The organism is Hydrogenophaga sp., from assembly GCF_026125785.1.
In the GTDB taxonomy this organism is placed as follows: Bacteria; Pseudomonadota; Gammaproteobacteria; order Burkholderiales; family Burkholderiaceae_C; genus Hydrogenophaga.
In genome coordinates this window covers 141,308-164,432 of the sequence record NZ_JAHCKL010000007.1, presented here as the reverse complement: position 1 = coordinate 164,432, position 23,125 = coordinate 141,308, and the positions used below count along the sequence as shown (strand labels likewise).

The 23,125-nt window shown below is 69.1% G+C and carries 20 protein-coding genes; 8 read left to right on the top strand and 12 right to left on the bottom strand.

Going from position 1 to position 23,125, the window contains the following annotated elements:
• Positions 1-129: 129 nt before the first annotated feature.
• Entirely contained in the window at positions 130-1,314 is a 1,185-nt protein-coding gene (locus KIT53_RS09700) for a DUF3108 domain-containing protein (RefSeq protein ID WP_297751249.1), read from the bottom strand.
• A gap of 1 nt (position 1,315) precedes the next feature.
• Entirely contained in the window at positions 1,316-2,209 is an 894-nt protein-coding gene (locus tag KIT53_RS09695) for an IclR family transcriptional regulator (protein WP_297751246.1), read from the bottom strand.
• Between the two features lie 186 nt (positions 2,210-2,395).
• Here KIT53_RS09695 and KIT53_RS09690 point away from each other — a divergent pair, with 186 nt between their 5' ends.
• A complete protein-coding gene (locus KIT53_RS09690; RefSeq protein ID WP_297751244.1) occupies positions 2,396-3,439 on the top strand; it encodes a fumarylacetoacetate hydrolase family protein in 1,044 nt (347 codons plus the stop codon).
• Between the two features lie 170 nt (positions 3,440-3,609).
• Here the strand turns inward: KIT53_RS09690 and KIT53_RS09685 are convergent, their stop codons facing one another.
• From KIT53_RS09685 to KIT53_RS09675, 3 genes are read right to left on the bottom strand one after another with little or no spacing between them, the layout of a single operon-like run.
• Positions 3,610-4,041, bottom strand: a complete 432-nt coding sequence (locus tag KIT53_RS09685; protein WP_297751240.1) for a VOC family protein — start codon at positions 4,039-4,041, stop codon at positions 3,610-3,612.
• A gap of 19 nt (positions 4,042-4,060) precedes the next feature.
• A complete protein-coding gene (locus tag KIT53_RS09680) occupies positions 4,061-4,438 on the bottom strand; it encodes a hypothetical protein (protein ID WP_297751237.1) in 378 nt (125 codons plus the stop codon).
• Positions 4,439-4,478: 40 nt separating this feature from the next.
• The gene (locus KIT53_RS09675) at positions 4,479-4,853 is read right to left on the bottom strand and encodes a TraR/DksA family transcriptional regulator (RefSeq protein WP_297751234.1); all 375 of its coding nucleotides are present in this window, start codon (positions 4,851-4,853) and stop codon (positions 4,479-4,481) included.
• A gap of 160 nt (positions 4,854-5,013) precedes the next feature.
• Here KIT53_RS09675 and KIT53_RS09670 point away from each other — a divergent pair, with 160 nt between their 5' ends.
• The 3 genes from KIT53_RS09670 to KIT53_RS09660 are packed head-to-tail and all read left to right on the top strand — an operon-like array spanning position 5,014 to position 8,009.
• Positions 5,014-5,844, top strand: a complete 831-nt coding sequence (locus tag KIT53_RS09670) for an enoyl-CoA hydratase/isomerase family protein (RefSeq protein ID WP_297751358.1) — start codon at positions 5,014-5,016, stop codon at positions 5,842-5,844.
• Positions 5,845-5,878: 34 nt separating this feature from the next.
• Positions 5,879-6,688, top strand: a complete 810-nt coding sequence (locus KIT53_RS09665; protein WP_297751230.1) for a PhaM family polyhydroxyalkanoate granule multifunctional regulatory protein — start codon at positions 5,879-5,881, stop codon at positions 6,686-6,688.
• Between the two features lie 10 nt (positions 6,689-6,698).
• Positions 6,699-8,009 carry an FIST N-terminal domain-containing protein gene (locus KIT53_RS09660; RefSeq protein ID WP_297751227.1) on the top strand — a complete coding sequence of 437 codons (1,311 nt, stop codon included), beginning with the start codon at positions 6,699-6,701 and terminating at the stop codon, positions 8,007-8,009.
• Here KIT53_RS09660 and KIT53_RS09655 read toward each other — a convergent pair.
• The 3 genes from KIT53_RS09655 to KIT53_RS09645 all read right to left on the bottom strand — a co-directional run bounded on the left by KIT53_RS09655 (position 7,987) and on the right by KIT53_RS09645 (position 10,780).
• Positions 7,987-9,255: an MFS transporter gene (locus KIT53_RS09655; RefSeq protein ID WP_297751224.1), complete on the bottom strand. Its 1,269-nt coding sequence runs from the start codon at positions 9,253-9,255 to the stop codon at positions 7,987-7,989. The two genes, KIT53_RS09660 and KIT53_RS09655, sit on opposite strands and share 23 nt — an antisense overlap.
• Before the next feature lie 3 nt (positions 9,256-9,258).
• Positions 9,259-9,981 carry a ProQ/FINO family protein gene (locus tag KIT53_RS09650; protein ID WP_297751221.1) on the bottom strand — a complete coding sequence of 241 codons (723 nt, stop codon included), beginning with the start codon at positions 9,979-9,981 and terminating at the stop codon, positions 9,259-9,261.
• A gap of 67 nt (positions 9,982-10,048) precedes the next feature.
• Complete coding sequence (locus tag KIT53_RS09645; protein WP_297751218.1) at positions 10,049-10,780, bottom strand: helix-turn-helix transcriptional regulator; 732 nt, start codon at positions 10,778-10,780, stop codon at positions 10,049-10,051.
• Between the two features lie 125 nt (positions 10,781-10,905).
• On the opposite strand from KIT53_RS09645, the gene KIT53_RS09640 reads away from it, so the two are divergent.
• Entirely contained in the window at positions 10,906-11,775 is an 870-nt protein-coding gene (locus KIT53_RS09640; RefSeq protein WP_297751215.1) for a hypothetical protein, read from the top strand.
• A gap of 11 nt (positions 11,776-11,786) precedes the next feature.
• The gene (locus KIT53_RS09635; RefSeq protein ID WP_297751212.1) at positions 11,787-13,745 is read left to right on the top strand and encodes an MFS transporter; all 1,959 of its coding nucleotides are present in this window, start codon (positions 11,787-11,789) and stop codon (positions 13,743-13,745) included.
• Positions 13,746-13,753: 8 nt separating this feature from the next.
• On the opposite strand, the gene KIT53_RS09630 is transcribed toward KIT53_RS09635, so the two are convergent.
• The gene (locus KIT53_RS09630; RefSeq protein ID WP_297751209.1) at positions 13,754-15,325 is read right to left on the bottom strand and encodes an aminotransferase class V-fold PLP-dependent enzyme; all 1,572 of its coding nucleotides are present in this window, start codon (positions 15,323-15,325) and stop codon (positions 13,754-13,756) included.
• 253 nt (positions 15,326-15,578) lie between these two features.
• Positions 15,579-16,079 carry a single-stranded DNA-binding protein gene (gene ssb / locus KIT53_RS09625; RefSeq protein ID WP_297751206.1) on the bottom strand — a complete coding sequence of 167 codons (501 nt, stop codon included), beginning with the start codon at positions 16,077-16,079 and terminating at the stop codon, positions 15,579-15,581.
• A gap of 111 nt (positions 16,080-16,190) precedes the next feature.
• On the opposite strand from ssb, the gene KIT53_RS09620 reads away from it, so the two are divergent.
• A complete protein-coding gene (locus KIT53_RS09620) occupies positions 16,191-17,573 on the top strand; it encodes a chloride channel protein (RefSeq protein WP_297751203.1) in 1,383 nt (460 codons plus the stop codon).
• Here KIT53_RS09620 and KIT53_RS09615 read toward each other — a convergent pair.
• Positions 17,556-18,740 (bottom strand): MFS transporter, encoded by a 1,185-nt coding sequence (locus tag KIT53_RS09615; RefSeq protein WP_297751355.1) that lies wholly within the window; start codon positions 18,738-18,740, stop codon positions 17,556-17,558. The genes KIT53_RS09620 and KIT53_RS09615 overlap by 18 nt on opposite strands.
• Positions 18,741-18,978: 238 nt before the next feature.
• Between KIT53_RS09615 and uvrA the strand changes: the two genes are divergently transcribed.
• A complete protein-coding gene (gene uvrA / locus KIT53_RS09610; protein ID WP_297751353.1) occupies positions 18,979-21,969 on the top strand; it encodes an excinuclease ABC subunit UvrA in 2,991 nt (996 codons plus the stop codon).
• 315 nt (positions 21,970-22,284) lie between these two features.
• Here the strand turns inward: uvrA and KIT53_RS09605 are convergent, their stop codons facing one another.
• Positions 22,285-23,121 carry a MipA/OmpV family protein gene (locus KIT53_RS09605; protein WP_297751200.1) on the bottom strand — a complete coding sequence of 279 codons (837 nt, stop codon included), beginning with the start codon at positions 23,119-23,121 and terminating at the stop codon, positions 22,285-22,287.
• Between the last annotated feature and the right edge of the window lie 4 nt (positions 23,122-23,125).

The window sequence follows — 23,125 nt, the reverse complement described above, 5'->3', positions numbered from 1 at the left end:
TTCCTGATGAACTTATATCGGCAAAACCCCGCTGGAATGAGAACGGGAACGAGCTTTACATGGTTGCGGGGCGCTGGACTTCAAGAGGCGTGTCTTTTTCGGCACAAAGCGCGGACGCGGGCCGGGTGCTCAACCCGGCATCTCGCTGAGTTGCTGGTCCGCCGTGTCGCCGTTGGGCTGTGTCACGCGCAGGCGCACGGGCAGGTGGTTCAGGCTCGGTGCCAGCCACATTTCCACCGTGCTGTCGAACTCCTTGCGCGGCAGGCGAACGACATGCCGGGCCCGCAGTTCGCCCGCGGGCAGGCTCAGCGTGCTCTCCTCTCCCACCTGGAAACGCCATGTTTCCGCATCCCCTGTGCCCGCGACTTGCATCTCGATGACCTGCCCGGCGGCGTAGGCCTGTGGCCTGGCGTGCAGCAGCCCGGCGATCTGAAAGAACAGGCTCAGCCGGTCCTGGGCGCCCGGTTGCAGCTCCGCCTGCGGTGCATTGGAGCTGAAGCGGATGCGGTGCTGGTCGCGTTCGAAGTGCGCCGCGCGCTCGCTGCGCGCCTTGTCGGCAAAGCGTTCGGGCAGCAGCCCTTCTGGACCCACCTGGCCGCTGCTGGTCTGCACCCGGCTGCCCAGCAGGAAGATCCGCACCTCCATGCGCGCGTCGTACCGGCTCTGGCCATGCTGCCAGTCCAGCGTACCGCTGGCGTGGTAGGGGTTGCCACGCACCGATCCCCGGACCTCGAACTGCAGCCGGGCCGAAGGTGGAGGAAGGGAGGGTGGCAGCGCGGGACCCGCTGGACCGGCGGTGTGGGGTGCCGCCGAGGCCATGGCTGTTGTCGGGAGCGCATCGCTGGTGGGCGGTGACGGCGGGGCTTCGACGGCCGCCGCCGCTACAACGGCTGGCTCTGGCTGGGCCTCGGTTTCAGACGGTGCGGGCTCTGCCCACGCTGGTGCCGGAGGCGCCAGCTCGGCGCTTGCCGCCGGACGGGTGGGCGTGGCCGGCTTGCGTGGGGAGGACGGCCTGGCCGCTACCGCAAGGGGCACAGGCTCGGGCGCCTGCGCCACTACCGGCCGCGGACTGATCCAACGCACGGTGCTGACGCGCGCGACCGGTACCGGTGCGGGCGCCGTGGCGCCGTGGGTGGTGGCGGTTGGCGCAAGGGCCGGTTGCACAGGGGGAGGCGTGGACGCCGGTGCGGCCGACAGGTCTGGCAGGCCGCCGTTCAACAGCACCAGATGCGCGAGCAGCACGACCGCCCCCAGGCCCAGCACTGTGGAGCGGCGCGGCTTCAGGAGAGGGGTGGGGCTGGGCGCGGTGGTCACGTCAGGCGGGCGGCGCCGTGGCGGAATGGCCCAGGTCGGCGCTCAGTTGGTGGGCGCAGCGCAGCAGGGCGGTGGCGGTGGCGCCGTCCCAATCGGTGTCCAGGGTGGCGACCGAGCCCAGCACCACCAGGCCCAGTGCCAGGCGGCCCTGGGCGTCGAATACCGGGGCACAGAAGCCGCCGACTCCGGGCAGCAGGCTGTGCACCACGCGGGCCAGGCCACGGCGGCGGGTTTCGTCCAGCACCGCCTGGACTTCCTGCGGCGTCTGCGGCACGTCGACCAGCGGCAGACCGGTGCGGGGCAGGTTCTTCACCTGGGCGAGCTCGTTGCGGATCATGGGCGCCATGCGCTGCATGTCGCGTTCCTTGTCGCCCATGAAGGCGGCAAAGCAGCGGCCCGTGGCCGAGGTGAGCAGTGGCATCACGTCGCCCAGGCGCAGCGTCACGGGCACCGACTGGGGTGCTTCGACCCAGTGCACCATGGTCGGCCCCTGGTTGCCCCAGACCGCTATGGCCAGCGTGTGCCCGGTTTCCGTGAGCAGGGTGTCGATGCGCGCACGGGCCAGCCGCACCGCGTCGATGCGCGACAGGCTCGCCAGCCCCAGGCGCAGGGCGGCGGGACCCAGGTCGTAACGGGTACTGAGCGGGTCCTGCATGACCAGACCCATGCGCTGGAAGCTCACCAGGTAGCGGTGCGCCTTGGCCGCGCTCATGCCGGCGGCGGCGGCCAGGTCGCGCAGCATCAGTGCACCAGTGGCTTGGGAGAGCGCGTCCAGCAACTCGAACCCGACCTCGACCGACTGGATGCCCGCGCGCAACGGTTCGGCGTCGTCGCGCTCGCTGGCATCGGGTGCGGGAGAGCGGGGGGTTCCGGTGTCGCGGGGGCGGGTGGGCATGGTGGCGTGAAGCACAGGGGTTGGACGGTGGACGGCTGTTCAGGTTCCTGATGCCGGCAATGGTCTAGAATCCGGATTTACGCATAGGTTAACCGGTTTCACTATCCGTAATGGTGAGCCGCGCATGGCCCTCCCCCCGGGGGCAGAATGCTTTCCATCCAACCCACGGCAGCAGGAGACTTGCACATGAAACTCGCCACTTACAAAGACGGCTCGCGCGACGGACAACTGGTGGTGGTTTCCCGCGACCTGAGCACGGCGCATTATGCGACCGGCATCGCGCACAAGCTGCAGCAGGCGCTGGACGACTGGAACTTCATCAGCCCGCAGTTGCAGGATCTGTATGTGACCCTCAACCAGGGCAAGGCGCGCCACGCCTTCCCGTTCGACCCGGCGCAGTGCATGGCGCCGCTGCCACGCGCCTACCAGTGGGCCGATGGCTCGGCCTACATCAACCACGTGGAGCTGGTGCGCGCCGCACGCGACAGCGAGGTGCCGCATTCCTTCTACACCGACCCGCTGATGTACCAGGGCGGCAGCGACGACTTCATCGGCCCGTGCGACGACGTGGTCTGCCCCAGCGAGGACTTCGGCATCGACTTCGAGGCGGAGATCGCGGTCATCACCGGTGACGTGCCGATGGGGACCACGCCGGAACAGGCGTTGGATGGCATCCGCCTGCTCATGCTGGCCAACGACGTCTCACTGCGCAACCTGATTCCGGCCGAGCTGGCCAAGGGCTTTGGCTTCTTCCAGAGCAAGCCGGCCACGGCGTTCAGCCCGGTGGCGATCACGCCCGACGAACTGGGTGACGCCTGGCAGGGTGGCCGCGTGCACCTGACCCTGCAGTCCACATGGAACGGCCGCAAGGTGGGCATGTGCGAGGCCGGCCCCGAGATGACGTTTCACTTTGGCCAACTCATTGCCCACATCGGCAAGACACGCAACGTGCGAGCGGGCTCCATCGTGGGCAGTGGGACGGTGAGCAACAAGGGCGTCGAGATCGACGGCCGCAAGGAATGGCCCAAGGGCTACAGCTGCATCGCCGAGAAGCGGGCGATCGAGACCATCCTGGATGGCAAACCCTCCACCGCGTTCATGAAGTACGGTGACACCATCCGCATCGAGATGAAGGGCAAGGATGGCCAGAGCCTCTTTGGTGCGATCGACCAGAAGATCGCGCCCCCACGCTCCGCTGCTGCGCAGGTCGCTGCCCCCCGGGGGGGCTGATCCGCCTTGGGGCGGCCCGGCGGCGGATCGGGTTGCGCCCCCACGCTCCGCTGCTGCGCAGGTCGCTGCTGACCCCGCCTTGGGAGCGGCCGGGGTGTATCCGGTGTCGGCGTGAAACCCTCTCCGTTCGCCCTGAGCCTGTCGAAGGGCTTGCCGGGATGGGGGTGTGCTCAGACCGCGTAGATCTGGTCGAGTGAAGCGAACCCCTTCACCTCGATCGGGTTGCCGAACGGGTCGCAGAAGAACATGGTCCACTGCTCGCCGGGCTGGCCTTCGAAGCGCGCCTGCGGTGGCAGGACGAAGTCCACGCCGGCGTCCTGCAGGCGGGTGGCCAGGGCCTTCCATTCGGGCAGCAGCAGAACCAGGCCGAAATGCGGCATGGGCACCAGCTTGTCGCCCACCTGCCCGGTGCGCGAGGTCTTGAAGGGTTCGCCCAGGTGCAGCGATATCTGGTGGCTGAAGAAGTCGAAATCCACCCAGGTGCTGGTGCTGCGGCCTTCGTGGCAACCCAGCACGCCACCGTAGAAGCGGCGCGCCTCGTCCAGATCGGTGACGTGGAAAGCGAAGTGAAAGAGGCTGCGTGTGCTCAGGGTCGGGTTCATGGCCCCGAGCATAGCCGCCTCAGCGCTGCGAGGGGTCGGCCGTGGTCTGGTCGAAGCGCAGGAAATAGCGGCGCGCCATGGCCACGAGCTGGGCATCGGTCGGGTGGTCGCTGTTGACCACATCGACCACGGCTTGGTCGATGGCGCGGTGGTGCTGGCGGCAGAACGCGCGGAACTCCAGTTTGGCGTTCGCCGGCCCGGTGATCAACACTTCCGCGACGCCTTGCAGCGCATGCGCCACCTGTTCGTAGTACGCGTTGTCGGTACCGGGGTTGCCGTGCTTGGGCGTGTGGTGGCTGCGTGCCTTGATGCGCTGCGCCTCAACATGCTCGCGGTCGAACAGCAGGACGTGGGCTTCGCTGTGGTCGATCCAGACGACGGCGTGGAAGGTGGTCATGGGCAGGCTCCGAGAAAGGTCCGGGGGAAGGTTCAGCATCTCAGGCGCGGCTGGGGGTGCCGTGTTCGAGGGCATCCTGGCAGTTCACGCAACGCAGGGCGACCGGGTTGGCGTGCAGGCGCGCGGCCGGGATGGAGGCGCCGCAGCTCACGCACAGGCCATAGCTGCCGTCGGCAATGCGGCGCAGCGCGTCGTCGATGGCGACCAGCTCGGCCGACTCCCGCTCTTCCAGGGTGAAGGCCAGGCCGCGTTCGGTGGCGGCTGTGGCCTGATCGTCGCTGGCCTGAGCCAGCGCGTCGGCGGCCGATTCGGCGCGGCTCAAGGTGCCGCCGCGCTGGGCCTGCAACTGCGCCAGTGCCTGGGCACGCTGCGCTTCGAGCTGTGCCTTGAAGGTGTCGGATATCGAGGCGGTCATGGTCATCTCCTGGGTGTCGTGAAGCATCTTGCGCCTCTCGGTGCCGGGTGTGCTTGACCCACGTCAAGCACAATGGACGAACGGTCGGCCGCTGGACGGACGGTCGATAGCCCCCGCCTTCAACACCTTCGAACATTCCGAGGAGACCCGCATGACGCCCCTGGATTACAGCCGCTACCAGACCCTGGAGATCACCCGCCGGGGGCCGCCGGTGGGCGGTGTGCCTTCGGTGCTGGACATTCGCATGCGCGCCGACGGCCCGGGTGGCAATGGCAAGCTGCCGACGGCGGGCCATGAAGGCCATTGGGAGCTTTGCGAGATCTGGCGCGATGTGGGGCGCGACGACAGTGTGCGCGCGGCCGTGCTGCGCGGCAGCGGCATGGGGTTTTCCGGGGGCGGCGACCTGGCGCTGGTACAGGACATGGCAACGGATTTCGACGTGCGCACCCGGGTATGGAAAGAGGCGCGCGACCTGGTCTACAACGTCATCAATTGCGACAAACCCATCGTCAGCGCCATGCACGGGCCGGCGGTGGGCGCCGGGCTGGTGGCGGGCCTGCTGGCCGATATCTCCATAGCGGCGAAGTCCGCTCGCATCGTCGATGGCCACACCCGCCTGGGCGTGGCCGCGGGCGACCACGCGGCCATCGTCTGGCCGCTGCTGTGCGGGCTGGCCAAGGCCAAGTACTACCTCATGCTGTGCGACCCCATCAGTGGGGAAGAGGCCGAGCGCATCGGCCTGGTCTCGCTCGCGGTGGACGATGCGGCCTTGCTCGACAAGGCCTACGAGGTGGCCGATCGGCTGGCCAGTGGCAGCGCGACGGCGCTGCGCTGGACCAAGTACGCGCTGAACAACTGGCTGCGCCAGGCCGGGCCGGCTTTCGATACCTCGCTGGCCCTTGAATTCATGGGCTTTGCCGGCCCCGACGTGCGCGAAGGTGTGGCATCCTTGCGTGAGCGCCGTGCTCCCCGCTACGGCGCGGACACCTGAACCCACGGCCACCTCGGCACGACAGGAGATCCCCATGAGCGACGCCTCCAGCACCAGCGGTTTCGGCAAGTTCGTCCCCGGCTTCGACTTTCTGCAGAACCTCGCCGGCCAGGCCGCGGGCGGCGTGGTGCAGGGCATCAGCCAGAACATTCCGCAGTTGCCCAACCTCGGCCATTGGGTCGCGCCGACCTTCAATGTCGAAGACCTGGAAAAGCGCATCGAGGAACTCAAGGCGGTGCACTACTGGCTGGACCAGAACACCAAAGCGCTGGGCGCCACCATCCAGGCGCTGGAGGTGCAGAAGATGACGCTGTCCACGCTCAAGTCCATGAACTTCAGCATGGGCGACGTGGCCAATGCGCTCAAGATCAAGGCGGCCGACACCCTGTCCGGTCTCACCGGCGCGGCGGCGGCGCCCGCCGCATCCGCGCCGGCCCAGTTTCCGGGGTTGGAGATTCCGCCCCGCACCTACGGTGAGCCTGCGAAGGCGCCGTCCGGCCGCGCACCCGCCCGGCGCAAGCCCAAGGCAGCGGTGAAGTCCAAGACCGCCAGCGCCGCGCCGGCGGCTGGTGGCGTCATCGATCCGGTCCAGTGGTGGGGCGCTTTGTCGCAGCAGTTCCAGCAGATCGCCACCAACGCGATGAAGGACGCCGCCAAGCAGTCGGCGCTGGACACCACGCGGCAGGTCGCCAGTGGGCTGACGGGGCAGGCCGTGAAGGCCGCCACCGGCATGGCTGGCAAGGTCACGCGCAACCTCACCGACACCGTCGCGCGCGCCGCCAAGACCGCTCCGCGCAAGGCCGCACCAAAGAAGCGCGCCGCGACCAAGACACGGGGACGCTGACCCGCACACCATGAGACTGTTTCCCTCCGCCCATGCCACCCACCCGCAGTGGCGCATGGCCGCCGCCCTGGTGCTGGCCCAGTTGCGCGCACAGATGGCCCAGCCCGATTTCGCCAACGCGCCTTCGTTGGGTCTGCTCTACATCACCGATCACTACGCCAACGAGGCAAGGGCCATCCTGGAGTACCTGGGCGCTGAGTTGCCCGAGGTGACGGACTGGGCCGGCACGGTGGGTGTGGGCGTGTCGGCCAGCAATGTGGAGTATTTCGACGAGCCGGCGATGAGCGTGATGCTGTGCGACCTGAGTCCGGACCAGTACCGCGTGTTCAGCGGCGTGGCCCCGCTTTCGGCCAGCGGACGCGACACCGGATCGGGCGGCTTCGAGGCGCATACCGCCCTGGTGCACGCCGATGGCCATACGCCGGAACTGGCGGAACTGATCGCCGAGGTGGCCGAGCGCACGCGCAGCGGCTACGTGTTCGGCGGCCTGGTGGGCAGCCGTGGCGAGAGCGTGCAGTTCGCGCTCGGCAGCGCCGGCAATCTCAGCGGGCAAGGCGCCGCGGGCGGGGTGGTCCGGGGTGGGCTCAGCGGGGTGGCGTTCGGGGCCGGCGTCGGCCTGGTCTCGCGCGTCACCCAGGGCGCGCAGCCTGTGGGCCCCGAGCGGGTGGTCACGGCGGCAGAAGGCAACCTGGTGCTTGAGCTGGACGGTGAGCCCGCGCTGGAGGTGCTGCTGCGCGAACGCCAGATCGCGCTGGAGCAGCCCGAAGTGGCCATGCAGCGGCTGCGCGCCACCCTGGTGGGATTGACGCTGCCGATCGATGTCGATGCCCGTGACTCGGGCAACCAGGCCTCGCGCATGCGCGGCCAGTTTGGCGCCGACGTGCTGGTGCGCCACATCATCGGGCTGGACCCCACACGGCGCGGCATCGCGATCGCCGGTGCGGTGCCGACGGGCACCCGCCTGGCGTTCTGCGAACGCCATCCGCAGGCGGCGCGGGCCGACCTGGTGCGGGTCTGTGCCGAGGTGCGCGAGGAACTTGAGCCGGAGGAGCTGGGGCTGAGCACGGCCACCGCGCTGGCCAGCCCGGGGCCCGACGCGCTGCCGCATCCCGCGCGGCGCATGGCGGGGGCGGTGTATGTCAGCTGTGCGGGCCGCGGGGGGCCGCATTTCGGCAGTCCGAGCGCCGAACTGCAGACGGTGCGCCGCGCGCTGGGCGACGTGCCGCTGGTGGGCTTCTTCGCGGGTGGCGAGATCGCCCACCACCGGCTCTATGGCTACACCGGCGTGCTCACCGTGTTCACGCTGCCGGCGCCGGCCTGAGCGCGCCGGGACCCTGGCCGCTGGCGCGTGCCCGGTTCAGCAGGAACAGCACGATCCCGATGTTGAGCAGGTTGAAGCCGATGCCGTTGACGAAGGCTGCATGGTAGGAGCCGGTCAGGTCGAAGATCGCACCCGACATCCAGCCCCCCAGCGCCATGCCAAAGAGCGTGGCCATGAGCACCGTGCCCGTGCGCACGCCGGCCTGCGCCGGGGCGAAATGCTCGCGGATGATCAGCGCATAGCTGGGCACGATGCCGCCCTGGAACAGGCCAAACAGGCCCGAGATCAGGTACAGCGGCACGAGGCCATCGAAGGGCAGGAACAGCAGCAGTGCCACGCCCTGCAGCACCGACCCCAGCAGCAGGGTGCGCAACCCGCCGATGCGGTCCGATATCCAGCCCGAGACGAGCCGGCTGGCGATGCCCATGCCCAGCATCACCGACAGCATCTCCGCGCCGCGCGCCGCGCCAAAACCCAGGTCGGTGCAGTAGGCCACGATGTGCACCTGCGGCATGGACATGGCCACGCAGCAGGCGACCCCGGCCACGCACAGCAGGGTCTGCACGGTGCCAGGCGACAGGCCCAGTGGCCGCTCCAGCGAAACCCCGGGCACGCGCACAGGACCGCCGGCGGGCGCGGGTTGCGCATCCGCCAGTGGCGGCGGCCGCCGTCGCAGCATGAGAGCCAGCGGCAGCATGGCCAGCAGGCAGACCACGCCCACCACGGTGAAGGCATGGCGCCAGCCGCCGTGCGTGATGAAGTACTGCAGCACGGGCGGCCAGAGCGCGCCGGCGGTGTAGTTGCCGCTCATGCAGATGGCCAGCGCAATGCCGCGCCGGCGGGTGAACCAGCGCGAGGTGTCCGCCACCAGGGGCGAGAACGAGCCTGAGGTGCCGAGCAGGCCGATCAGCAGGCCCTGCGCCAGGCTGAATTGCCAGAGGCTGGAGGATGCCGCCGCCGCGATGAAGCCCAGGCCCAGGCAGACCGCGCCCACCAGCACCGGCGCCATCACCCCATGGCGGTCCGATAGCCGGCCCATGAGAATGCCGCCCACGCCGAAGCCGATCATGGTGACCGTGTAAGGGAACGACGCGCTGGCGCGGTCGATGCCGAAATCTGCCTGTATGGCGGGCAGCGCCACGGTCACCGCGTACATGCCCGAACCGCCCAGCGTCATGAGCGCCAGGGACGCCATCAGCCGCCACCAGGCGTAGCGGGATTCGATGTCGGGATGCGGCGCGGTCACGGCTCAGGGCCGGGCGTTGCGCCGCACGCGGGCGCGCTGCAGGGTGCGCTGGGTGTCGGGCAGTCCCATGCCATAGGCGGCCGCGAAGCTTTCGATCGGCTGGCCGCCGGCCTCGAAGGCGCGCAGCAAGGCCTCGTCGCGCGCGGCCCGGGACGAGGCTTCGGCCAGGGCCTCGCGGGTGAGTTCGTTGACGCTTTCGTCGCGGCTGCGCGTTGCGGCGGCGTAGGCTTCCTGTCCCAGGCCCGAGGCCTCGAACGCCTGGGCGATGCGCTGGCGCAGCTTGGGGCGCAGGTCCTCGGGGGAGCGGTTCTGGCGACGGCGGAACACCTCGATCAGCGCATGGTGCACCTGCTCGGGCGTGAGCGCCTCCACCGGCTGGCCGGCGAGGTCGTGGCGCTGCTGGCCCGATGCCACCACGCTCAGGTAGCGCGTGGAGCGCGTGTGCAGCGCCAGCGCCGCCTTGAGGCTCTCGCTTTCCAGCAGGTCAGGCCGGGCGTCGAGCAGGTCCTGGAAGATGCCGCGCTTGAGGGGGCGGGGTGTTTCCCCGAACAAGGCCGGGTAGAGCTGCGCGAGCTGCTCCAGCACCGGATGGGGCTGCTGGCGCTGTGGCGCGGGATGCACCTGTCGTGTGGCCTGTCCGGCCTGCGGATTGCGGCGGCGGCCGGCGTGGCGCGCGGGCCTGGCAGGTGGCGCGCTGTCGGTGTTCGGGAGAGGGGAGTCGGTCATGACGTCGTTCGTGGGAAAGTCCGCCATCATGCCAGCGCCGGCCACCGGCCGGGGCAGGGGGAACCCCTCAGCGCCTGAGCTGGCTGAAGGCCTCGAACTCCCAACTGCGCATCGCCAGCACCAGGGTGTAGCCCTCGCGGTCGCGCTCGGCCAGTTTCTGGTCCGTCTGGTGTTGCTGGGCAAAGTCCAGCGCCACGCGTTGCAGGCGTTCGAGGAACATGGGGGCGAGGGTGCGGCTGACCGAGCCATGCACCAGCATCAGGCCTTCCCCGGCACGGTCGAAGCCGCCCGAGAAATAGTCCAGCACCACGTTGTCCCGAAAGTAGTTCATCACCGGCCCATGCGGACGCCAGCGGAAGGTCTTGGCCAGCTTGAGGCGGTACCGGTTGAGCGGGCGCAATTCGATGATGCCGATGCGGTCCAGCTGTGCCAGGCACTTCACGCACTCGGCCTCGCTGACCCGGTACGTGGAGGTGATCTGCTCCACCGTCCACTGGCTGAGAACGCAGATGGCCACCAGCAGCAGCTTCTTGTCGGCCACCACGGCGCGCTCCTGCTCCTGGGTCATTTCGCGCAGCAGGGGCTGGGCGTCGGCGACGCGGCGCGACAGGTCCGCGAAGTCCAGCTTGAGCGCACGGCAGATCGCGTCCACGCGCGAGAGCGACATGTCGCCCTTGGCCAGCATGCGCTTGACGCTGGACTCCGCCATGTCCATGGCGCGCGCGAGATCGGCGTACGTCATCTGGGCGGCCTTGAGTTCTTTCTTGATGGCATGCACGAGGTCGGTGGTGGTGCTCATGGCGGTGAATGGGTATTGAAATTCGATACCTGTTGAACGTGTCGTTTGCACTGTATCGGAAAGCGATGCTTCCTGGCGAGGCTGGCTCGCACACTGCGCCTTCCATTTCCAACAGGAGCAACGCCGTGCCCACCCCTTCCGTTCCCTCTCGCACCCTGGCTGTCTCCCGCATGCGCACGCTGGGCCTGGGCTGGCTCGGACTCTGGCTGCTGGCGCTGTTGGCCGGACCTGCCTTGTTGTCCTGGCTGGGCCTGGCGGTGCACCCGCACGGCCACGCCACCCTTTACGCCCACGGGCATCCGTTCGTGGATGCGCGCAGCTTTCTCGGCCTGCCCAACGCCATGGACGTGCTCAGCAACCTGCCGCTGGCGGCGGCCGGCGTGCTGGGGCTGTGGGTGCTCGGGCGCCGGCACGTCGCGGTCGATACCTGGCAGGCGCTGCTGGTGTTCTTCGGTGGCCTGGTGCTCACGGCCCTGGGCTCGGCCTGGTACCACCTGCAACCCGACCCGCTGGGACTGGTGATCGACCGTGCGGGCATGGCCGTGACCTTTGCCGGCGCACTCTCGCTGGCGGTCGCCGAGCGGGCGAGCCCTTCGCTGGCCTCGCAGGCGCTGTGTCTGGCGCTGCTCACCGCATTGGCTTCCGCCGTGCTTCCGTTCAGCCACGGCCATGTGCTGCCCTGGGTGGTGGTGCAGTTCGGTGGCATGGTGCTTATCGGCTGGGCGGCCCTGCAGCCGCCCGTGGCCGGCGCGCTGGGGGTGCGTCTGGGATGGGTGCTGGCCTTGTATGCACTGGCCAAGCTGCTGGAAATGGCCGACGAGGGCGTTTTCCAGTTCACCGGAGGCCTGGTCTCGGGACACACGCTCAAACACCTGTGCGCGGCAGCGGCCGCATGGCCAGTGATCGCCGCGCTGCGAGCGGTGCGTCTCGGGCAGAATGCGCCGACGGCACGCCGTGCGGCAGCGAGCAGACATTCCAATACCACTGCGTCCTGAAGGAGGAGACCATGTCCACATCCGCAACCACCCCTGATCCGGCGGCGGTGCCCGCCGACCATGCGGTCCACCAGGGAGGGCAGTTCAGCCTGCTGCGCCAGCGCCGTTTCGCACCGTTTTTCTGGACGCAGTTCCTCGGTGCCGCGAACGACAACCTGTTCAAGTTCGCCTTCACCGTCATGGTGACCTACCAGTTGCAGGTGGGCTGGCTGCCTCCGGCGCTGGCTGGCCTGGTGATCGGGGCGCTCTTCATCCTGCCGTTTCTGCTGTTCTCGGCCACCAGTGGCCAGCTTGCGGACAAGTACGACAAGCGGACGCTGATTGTGTTCGTCAAGCGCCTGGAAATCCTGATCATGGCCTTGGCGGCCTGGGCGTTCTTCACCGCGCAGATCCCCCTGCTGCTGCTCTGCACCTTTCTGATGGGCCTGCACTCCACCCTGTTCGGTCCGGTGAAGTTCGCCTACCTGCCTCACCACCTGGGCGAACGCGAGCTCACCGGCGGCAACGGCATGGTGGAGATGGGGACCTTCGTCGCCATCCTGCTGGGCAACCTGGCCGGCGGTCTGATCATCGCCGTGCCGGAGATCGGAGCGCACCATGTGGGCCTCAGCTGCGTGGCGCTGGCGTTGCTGGGCCGGCTCACGGCGCACTACGTGCCGGCGACACCGGCCACCGATCCCGGGCTGAAGATCAACTGGAACCCGGTGACCGAGACCTGGCGCAATCTGCGGCTGGCGCATGGCAACACGGTGGTGTTCCGCTCGGTGCTGGGCATCAGCTGGATGTGGTTCTTCGGCGCGGTGTTCCTCAGCCAGTTCCCCAGCTTTGCCAAGGAGGTGCTGCACGGCAACGAGCAGGTGGCCTCGCTGCTGCTGATCGTGTTCTCGGTGGGCATCGGCACCGGCTCCCTGCTGTGCGAGGTGCTTTCACGGCGTCACGTGGAAATCGGCCTGGTGCCGCTGGGCGCCATCGGCATGAGCGTGTTTTCCATCGACCTGTACTTCGCCGCGCGTGGCCTGCCGCCATCGGCCACGCTGGGCGTGGCGGAGTTCCTCGCGGTGCCGGGCCACTGGCGCGTGCTGGCCGATCTGACCCTGCTCAGCCTGTTCGCCGGCCTCTACAGCGTGCCGATGTACGCGCTGATCCAGATGCGCAGCCAACCTACGCACCGCGCGCGCATCATCGCCGCCAACAACATCCTCAACGCGCTGTTCATGATCGCCAGCGCCGTGATCGCCGGCGCCTTGCTGCACGCCGGTTTCACCATCCCGCAGATGTTCCTGCTGGTCGGACTGGCCAACGCGGTGGTGGCGTTCTACATCTTCATGCTGGTGCCCGAATACCTGCTGCGCTTCGTGGCCTGGGTGGCGTCGCGGCTGGTGTACCGCTTCCGTGTAAGTGGCGACGCGCACATTCCCACCGAGGGAGCGGCCGTGATCGTCTGCAACCATGTCAGCTTTGTCGATGCCGTGTTGCTGATGGCCGCAAGCCCGCGGCCGATCCGGTTCGTGATGGACCACCGCATCTTCCGTGTGCCGCTGCTGGGCTGGCTGTTCCGTCTGGCCAAGGCCATTCCCATCGCGCCGCAGAAGGAAGACCCGGCGGCCTACGAGGCGGCGTTCGCTGCTGCCGCCGCCGCCCTGCGAGAGGGAGAGCTGCTGGCCATCTTTCCTGAAGGAGGCATCACGCGCGACGGCCAGTTGCAGCCTTTCAAGGGCGGTGTGATGAAGATCCTGGAGCTCGCTGCGCGCGAAGGCCTGCAGCCGCCGGTGATTCCCATGGGCCTGACCAACCTCTGGGGCTCCTACTTCAGCCGGGTCGAGGAACGCAACGGCGAGCGGGTGGCCATGGTGCGGCCGTTCCGGCGCGGTTTCTTCAACCGTGTCGGCCTCAATGTGGGGACCCCGCTGGCCCCGGCTGCGGTGTCGCCCGAACTGCTGCACCAGCGGGTCGGGGCGCTTCTGGCCTGACGGCGGCCTCAGTCCGGTGCACGCGTCGCTGCGTGCACCGGCCACAGCGCCAGGCCACCTTCCAGGCTCCAGGCCTGCTCGCGGCCCAGGTCGCGCAGCGCCCGCGCGGCCTGGGCGCTGCGGTTGCCACTGCGGCAGAAGAACAGCACCGGTACATCGACCGGCAGTCCGAGCCAGTCCGGAAGGTGGCTGGACAAGGCCGACAAGGGCGCGCGCGTGCAGTCGAACCCCGGCCCCAGGACCGCCTCGCCGGACACGGCCTGTTCGCTGGCCTCGCGCACGTCCACCAGCAAGGGCCTGGGCGAGGCGCGCATCAGCGCCTGCACCTGCGCGGCATTCAGCCCCACGTTGTCGGCCAACGGCCTCGCCGCCTGCAACGAACGCTCGGGTGATGCGCTGGCCGCGCCGCCGGCGCGCAGCGCGTCGCCGCAGGCGCGTATGCGGGCACAGGCCTCGTCGATGGCGCTCGCGGGATCGGCGGCGCCAATGGACAGACGCACCGCTGACGCGGCCTGCCACTCCGAGAGGCCCATGGCCAGAAGCACCTCGCTGGGCTGGGCCTTGGCCGCGCCGCAGGCCGAGCCTGCGCTCACGCGCATGCCGGCAGCGTCAAAAAGATCCAGCAGTTGTTTGGAGGCCAGTCCCGGCACGGCGAAGTTGAGGGTGGTCGGCAGGCCGTGTTCGACCGGCGCGTTGAGCACCAGCGCGGGAAACGCTTCCCGCAGGGCCGCGATCAGGCGCTCGCGGCGGTCTCGCAGGGCGGTGGGAGCCTGGAAGGTCTGGCCATCTTCCAGCGCCTCCAGCACCGCGCCGAGGGCCGCGATGCCGCTCATGTTTTCCGTGCCCGCGCGCAGCGCGCCTTCCTGGTCGCCACCTGTCAGCAAAGGGGTGAAAGGCGCGCCCTCGCGCACATACAGCATGCCCACGCCCTTGGGGGCGTACAGCTTGTGGCCAGAGAACGGCGCGTAGTCGATGCCCCGTTCGAGCAGCCGCAGGGGCAGCTTGCCCAGCGCCTGTACACCGTCCACCAGCCAGAGGGGCCGGCTGTCCGCGAGCGCCGCCGAAATGCCGTCGAGGTCGCTGACCACGCCGGTCTCGTTGTTGGCGGCCATGGTGCAGACCAGCGCCGCCTCGGGCGCATGGCGGCGCAGCCAGTCCAGATCGTGGTGGCCATCCGGCCCGACGGGTATGGCTTTCAGCACCAGGCCCAGCCCCAGGATCCGGTTCCAGTGCGCCAGGGCGGCAGGTACCGCCTTGTGCTCGGTGGCGCCGTGGAGCAGCAGCGAGGCCTGGCCGCGCTGCGCGCCGCGGGCGCGCTGTTCGCGCAGATCACAGAGTGCCGACAGCACCGCCGTGTGGATGCCTTCCGTGGCGCCGCTGGTGAACAGCAGTTGTCCGGTGGGCGCCCCCAGCACGCGGCGTGCGTCGGCGCGCACCCGTTCCAGCAGGGCGCGGGCCCGCAGGCCGCTGGTGTGGGTGCTGCTGGGGTTGCCGAAGCAGTCGTTCATGGCCGCGAGCGCGGCGGCCTGGGCTTGGGGCAACACCGGGGTGGTGGCGTTGGCGTCGAGGTAGATGTCCATGGGTGCGGGCTCTTGCGAGGCGACGGTGCGGTGCCGCAGATTCTGCGGGCCACCCAGGGCAAGCCCTGTCCCTTTTGCCCATGAATGGGCGCTCCAGGGGGAATCTGTTTTCTGTTTTTCCCCATGTTCGGGAAAAAATTTCCCCGGTCGCCCGGTTTCGCCTGCCGCGCGTGCGGCGGGCTCGCCACCATGAAAAAGGCCCGGGGCCATGAAGGCCCCGGGCCGGGCGTCTGTACGTGTGGGTTGGCTGTGTTCAGAACGGGATGTCGTCGTCCATGTCGTCGAAACCGCTGGACTGGCGTGCAGGGGCGGCCGCCGGGGCCTGGCGCGGTGCGGCCGCGGGCGCGCGCGGTGCGGCCGCCGGACGGGCGTAGCCGCCGCCGCCACCGCCGCCTTCTTCGCCACCTCCGCCCATGCCTTCACGGCCGCCGAGCAACTGCAGCTCGGTGGCGATGATGTCCACCGTGTTCTTCTCAATGCCGTCCTGGCCGGTGTACTTGCCGTACTTCAGGCGGCCTTCGACGTAGATCGGGCGGCCCTTCTTCACGTACTCGCCAGCGATCTCGGCCAGGCGGTCGTAGAACGTGACGCGGTGCCACTGGGTGTCCTCGATCATCTCGCCGCTGTTGCGGTCCTTGCGCCGGCTGGAGGTGGCCACGCTGACGTTGGCCACGGCCTGGCCCGAGGGCAGGTAGCGGATTTCGGGGTCGCGGCCGCAGTTGCCGACGAGGATGACTTTGTTGACTGATGCCATGGTGGTGTCCTGAGGTGGAGGCGGCAACCCTCGTGGGCGCGGCCGCAAGATGACCTGTCATTGTGCCGCAACTGCGGGTTCGCCCCGGACGCGCCCTTACACTGACCGGCCATGAAGGGTGAACCGGATTTCCTGCAGAACCTGCGCGACGAGATGGGCGGCGCGCGCCAGTGGATCGACCGTGCCATCGTCATCGCCTACGCGGTGCTCACCGGTCTTGCCGTGGTGGCGTTCACCCTGTTGGCCGATGCGGCCCTGGATGTGTATGGCCGGATGCGTGGCCAGTGGTGGTGGGCGCCGCTGCTCTGGACGCCGGCGCTGACCGCGCTGGTGGTCTGGGCGGTGCGGCGCTGGGCACCGGGTGCCGTGGGTTCCGGCGTGCCGCAGGTGCTGACCGCGCTGGACCCGGCCACACCCCTGCGCGAGCGTTCGCGCTTCGTTTCGCTGCGCCTGAGCGTGGCCAAGATCCTGGCGGTGTCCGGCGGTCTGCTGGCCGGACTGTCGATTGGCAGGCAGGGCCCTTCGGTCCAGGTGGCTGCGGGGATCATGCTGCACGCGCGGCGCTGGCTGTCGCCCGCCTCGGGCATCAGCGACCGGGAACTCATCGTGGCGGGTGGCGCCGCCGGTATCGCCGCAGCCTTCAACACCCCGCTGGGCGGCATCGTGTTTGCCATCGAAGAGCTCTCGCGCCGCCTGCTCGACCGCAGCAGCGGCCTGATGCTCGCGGCCATCGTGATCGCCGGCCTCGTGGCTGTCTCGGCGTTTGGCAACCTGTCCTACTTTGGCCGTGTGCGGGTGGAGGCGGTGTCGTGGTGGGCACTGCTGCTGCCGGGAGCCCTGGTGGCGATCGGTTGCGGCCTGCTGGGTGGCCTGCTCTCGCGCCTGATGCTGGCCTCGTTCACTGGCCTGCCGGACCGCTTCTGTGCCTACCGCCGCAAACGTCCGGTGGCGTTCGCCGCGCTGTGCGGCCTGGCCGTGGCCGTGATTGCCGTGGTGAGCCAGGGGCAGACCGTGGGGGTGGGCCATGAACACACCAAGGCCTTGCTGGACCATTCGGCCGATGTCGCCAGCGTGCACCAGCCGCTGCTGTTCACCGGCCTGAAGTTCATCGCGTCCTGGCTGTCGGCATGGACCGGTGTGCCTGGGGGCATCTTCGGGCCCAGCCTGTCGATCGGTGCGGGCCTGGGCGCGGACGTGGCCTGGCTGCTGAGCTCGCCGCATGGCGCGGCGCTGATCGCGCTGGGTATGTGCGGCTTCCTGGCCGCTGTCACGCAGACGCCGATCACCGCCATGATCATCGTCATGGAGATGACCGACGGCCATGGCATGGTGCTCAGCCTGATGGCCTGCGCGCTGCTGTCCAGTCTGGTGTCGCGCATGATCAGCCGACCGCTCTACAGCACCATGTCGACCCTCATGATGCGTTCGCTGCGCGAGCCGCCTGCCGCCAGTCCGCCGGCCGATCCTTCCGCCGCCTCAGTGCCGCGAGGCTGACCCGGCGGCTGGCGGGGCCTTCATGGGCCACGCCAGCACCAGCCACAACAGCATGAGCGTGGCGCTGGCGGTGAAGATGCCCGTGCTGCCCCATTGCCGCGCGATGAGGCCCCCCACGCTGCCGCCCACGAAGATGCCCAGCGACATCAGCGTGTTCTGCACGCCCAGAGCCGCGCCGCGCTGGCGCGGTGCCGCCAGGCGCGAGACCAGGCTGGGCTGGCTGGCCTCCTGCGTGTTGAAGCCCACGAAGTAGAGGCACAGCAGCACGGCCACGGGCCAGAGCGAGGCCGAGTCCTGCACCAGCAGGAACCCGATCTGCACCAGCACCACGAGCGCGATGGAACCCAGGTAGACCGCCTTGAAATGGCCCATGCGTTCCAGGCGGAACAGCACGCCGCCCATGATCAGCAGAGAGGCCACCACCGCCGGCAGGTAGACCTGCCAGTGGTCGGCATTGGCCACGCCCGCCTGCACCAGCAGGGCGGGCACTGCCATCCACATCGCGATCTGCACCGCATGCAGCACGAAGACGCCCAGGTTCACGCGCAGCAGTTCGGCATGGCCCAGGACTTCGCGCAGGCCACCACGCGCGGCCACGGCCGGGAGTGGCGGCTCGGGCGGCACGACCCAGGCCACCACGGCCATGCCCGCCAGCGCCAGCACGGCGGTGAGCGCGAACAGGCCGGACAGGCCGATGCGGGCCGCCAGCACCGGGGCCAGCACCAGCGAGAGCGCGAACATGAGCGCGATGCTGATGCCGACCAGCGCCATCGACTTGGTGCGCACCTGATCGCGCGTGAGATCGGCCAGCAGCGCGGTGACCGCCGCCGAGATGGCGCCCGCGCCCTGGAGCGCCCGGCCGGCCACCAGCCAGTGCAGCGTGGGTGCCCAGGCAGCCAGCGCGCTGCCCAGCACGAAGATGGCCAGGCCGGCAAGGATGACCGGCTTGCGCCCCAGCCGGTCCGAGGCCATGCCCATGGGGATCTGCAGGAAGGCCTGCGTGAGGCCGTAGACGCCCATGGCCAGGCCCACCAGCGCAGGATCGTCGCCACCGGGGTAGTGGCGCGCCTGCAGCGCGAAGACCGGCAGCACCAGGAACAGCCCGAGCATGCGCAGCGCATAGATGGCCGCGAGCGCTGCGCTGGAGCGGCGCTCTTCGGGCGTCATCTGGGTGGCGTCGGTCAGCGGGGCGGCTGGCTGTGAGGCGGCGGGCTGCAGGGAGGACAAGGCGGGCGATGGGTCATCGGCAAAGACGCCTATTGTCCGCGATGGCGACAGTTCCCCTTGATTCGCCGCAAAGACGTGCCTGGCATGGCGTGGCCCGCCGCCTTATCATGTCGGGTTGCCCAGAAAATCCGATCGCGCCTTGAACCAGAACCTGCCCTCGCAGCTCAAGAACCCGCTTGTGCCCGCGCCGTCCGCCGCCTCGGCCGTTCTTTCCGTGCGGGGTGCGCGCACGCACAACCTGCGCAACATCGACCTTGATATCCCGAAGCACGCACTGGTGGTGATCACCGGACTGTCGGGCTCGGGCAAGTCCAGCCTGGCTTTCGACACCCTCTATGCCGAGGGCCAGCGCCGCTATGTCGAAAGCCTCTCGGCCTATGCGCGCCAGTTCCTGCAGCTCATGGACAAGCCGGACGTGGACCTGATCGAAGGCCTGTCGCCGGCCATCGCCATCGAACAGAAGGCCACCAGCCACAACCCGCGCTCCACGGTCGGCACCGTCACCGAGATCCACGACTACCTGCGGCTGTTGTTCGCGCGCGCCGGTACGCCGCATTGTCCCGACCACGACCTGCCGCTGGCCGCGCAGAGCGTGGCCCAGATGGTGGACACCGTGCTGGCGCTGCCCGAGGGCACGCGCCTCATGATCCTGGCACCCGTGGCGCGCGAGAAGAAAGGCGAATTCGCCGAGCTGTTCGCCGACATGCAGGCGCAGGGCTATGTGCGCTTCCGCGTCGATGGCGCGGTGGTCGACTTCGACGCCTTGCCCGCCCTCAAGAAGACGGAAAAGCACAACATCGACGTGGTGATCGACCGCATCAAGGTGCGCGCCGACGAGGAGAGCGATGGCGTGAACCCGCTGCGCCAGCGTCTGGCCGAAAGTTTCGAGGCGGCCTTGCGGCTGGCCGACGGACGCGCCATGGCGCTCGAGATGGACGGCGAGGCGCCCGGCGAGCACGCGTTCTCCGCGCGCTTTGCCTGTCCGCTGTGCCACTACACGGTGGGCGAACTCGAACCACGCCTGTTCTCATTCAACTCGCCCATGGGGGCCTGCCCGACCTGTGATGGCCTGGGGCATACCGAGTTCTTCGATCCCGCCCGCGTGGTGGCCTTCCCGACGCTGAGCCTGGCCAGCGGCGCGATCAAGGGCTGGGACCGGCGCAACGGGTACTACTTCGCCATGGTCGAGAGCCTGGCCGCGCACTACCGGTTCGACGTCGATACGCCCTGGGAGCGCCTGGACGACGCGGTTCGCCAGGTGCTTCTTTTTGGCTCCGGCGATGAAGAGATCAAGTTCAGCTACGCGCTGGAATCGGGCGAGCGCAAGGGCCGCAAGGTCAGCAAGAAACACACGTTCGAGGGCATCATCCGCAACTTTGAGCGGCGCTACCGCGAGACCGACAGCGCCGCCGTGCGCGAAGAACTCGCGCGTTACCGCGCGGTGCAGCCCTGCCCCGATTGCGGTGGCTCGCGCCTGCGCCGCGAAGCCCGGCATGTGTTCGTGGGTGAAGGCGAGCAGAAGCAGCCCATCTACCGCATCAGCCACGTCACGCTGGGCGAGGCGTACGCCTATTTCCAGCGCCTCACGCTCAGCGGGGCCAAGGGCGACATCGCCGCGCGCGTCATCAACGAGATCCGGCAGCGCCTGAAGTTCCTCAACGACGTGGGGCTCAACTACCTGAGCCTGGACCGCAGTGCCGAGACGCTTTCAGGTGGCGAGGCGCAACGCATCCGCCTGGCCAGCCAGATCGGCAGCGGCCTGACCGGCGTGATGTACGTGCTCGACGAACCCAGCATCGGCCTGCACCAGCGCGACAACGACCGCCTCATCGCCACGCTGCAGCACCTGCGCGACCTGGGCAACACCGTGCTGGTGGTCGAGCACGACGAGGACATGATCCGCACCGCCGACCACGTCATCGACATGGGCCCCGGTGCCGGCGTGCACGGTGGCCGCGTGATGGCGCAAGGCAGTTGCGCGCAGGTCATGGCCACGCCCGAATCCCTGACCGGCCAGTACCTCGCGGGCACGCGGCAGATCGCGGTGCCCACGCGGCGCACGCCATGGTTGCCGGTCACGGGCAGCCCGGCGGACACGGCTTCACCGGTGGCCTCGGGGTTCGCCAGCCGCCGCGCGGCGAAGGTGCCTGCGCCCGCCAGTGAGGCGCAGCAGCAGATCCGCGTGGTCAACGCCAGCGGGCACAACCTCAAGAGCGTGAACGTGTCTTTCCCCGTGGGCCTGCTGACCTGCGTGACCGGCGTGTCCGGTTCCGGCAAATCCACCCTGGTCAACGACACCCTCTACGCGGCTGTGGCGCGTACGCTGTACCGCTCACACGATGAGCCCGCCGCGCACGAGGCCATCGAGGGCATCGAGCACTTCGACAAGGTCATCAACGTCGACCAGTCACCCATAGGCCGCACGCCGCGCAGCAACCCTGCGACCTACACCGGCCTGTTCACCGGCATCCGCGACCTCATGGCCGAGATGCCCACCGCGCGGGAGCGCGGCTACGGGCCTGGGCGTTTCAGCTTCAACGTGGCCGGCGGGCGCTGCGAAGCCTGCCAGGGCGACGGCGTGGTCAAGGTCGAGATGCACTTCCTGCCCGACGTCTACGTGCCCTGCGAGGTCTGCAACGGCCGGCGCTACAACCGCGAGACCCTGGACGTGCAGTACAAGGGCCGCAACATCGCCCAGATCCTGGACATGACCGTGGAGCAGGCGCACGCCTTCTTCAGCGCCGTCCCCACTCTGCACCGCAAGCTGCAGACCCTGCTGGATGTCGGCCTGTCCTACATACAGCTCGGCCAGAGTGCCACCACGCTCTCCGGCGGCGAGGCGCAGCGCGTCAAGCTCGCGCTGGAACTCTCCAAGCGCGACACCGGTCGCACGCTCTATATCCTGGACGAACCCACCACCGGCCTGCATTTCGCCGATATCGAACTGCTGCTCAAGGTGCTGCACCAACTGCGCGATGCCGGCAACACCATCGTCGTGATCGAACACAACCTCGACGTCATCAAGACCGCCGACTGGCTCATCGACATGGGCCCCGAAGGCGGCTCGGGCGGCGGTACCGTGGTGGCGCAAGGCACGCCTGAAGAAGTGGCCGCGAACCCGGACAGCCACACGGGGCGTTATCTGGCCCGGCTACTGCAAAGAAATTGAAAGCCACCCACCCGGAGCGGGGGGGCAGCGACCCGCGAAGCGGTGGAGCGTGGGGGCCACGGACCCCGCCGCCGGGCCGCCCCAAGGCGGGGTCAGCCCCCTCGGGGGGCAGCGACCCGCGCAGCGGCGGAGCGTGGGGGCCACAGACCCCGCCGCCGGGCCGCTCCCAAGGCGGGGTCAGCCCCCTCGGAGGGCAGCGACCCGCGAAGCGGTGGAGCGTGGGGGGCCATGGACCCCGCCGCCGGGCCGCTCCCAAGGCGGGGTCAGCCCCCTCGGGGGGCAGCGACCCGCGCAGCGGTGGAGCGTGGGGGCCTTCTAGTCATTCCGGTACGCCAGTCCCACCGTCGCACCGTACGCTGTCCGCCGGCCCGTCAGCGGGCTGCTGGCGGCCGCCCCCTGCAGTTGCAAGACGCTCACGCCGCCGTACATCACCCAGTGGCGGTTCAGCGCGGAGGTGAGCCGCCAGCTCAGCGAGGTGTTGTCCCAGCCGGAGCCGGGTTGATGGATGGGCAGGCCGGTGGCCGCGGCCGCATCGGGCGCGATGCCGTAGAAGGTTCGCTGGAAGGTGCCGTTGGCCCAACCCGCACCCAGTGCCAAATCCCAGTGCGTCTGCGAAGAGACGGGGTAGCGGTAGTTCAGGCCGCTGTCGATGCGCAGGCCACCCTCTCGCCCCAGCAGATCCTGTGAACCGCGCAGCGACGCGCTCCAGCGTTTGCCCAGCGCGATGTTGGCGGCCAGTCGGCCACGCAGCGTGGCGCGCACGTCGGGCAAGCCCTGGAACATGCGATCGCCGTCCCACGAACGGCCTTCATCCAGTTGCAGCGACGTGCTCAGCGACCAGCGGTCGCTGCCCGCCACCACCGTGCTCACACCCGTGTCGACTGTCTGGCGGCCTTGTGTCAGCAACGCACTGGCGCCCGACGTGGCGAAACGGAAGCGCCCGAGCTGGAAGGCCCACATCGGCCTCAGTCGCAGGCGCTGGGAGGTGTCGCTGCCCAGCATGGGCGCCGAGGACGTGAGGGACGCCCCGATCAGGTAGTCGCGGCTGGCGTCGAGCTTGACGGTTTCGTCCTGTGCCATGGCAGGGTCACCCACCACCAGGGCAAGCGAAGCTGCGGGTAGGCAGCACAGCAGGCGTACGAAGGTGCGCATGCGA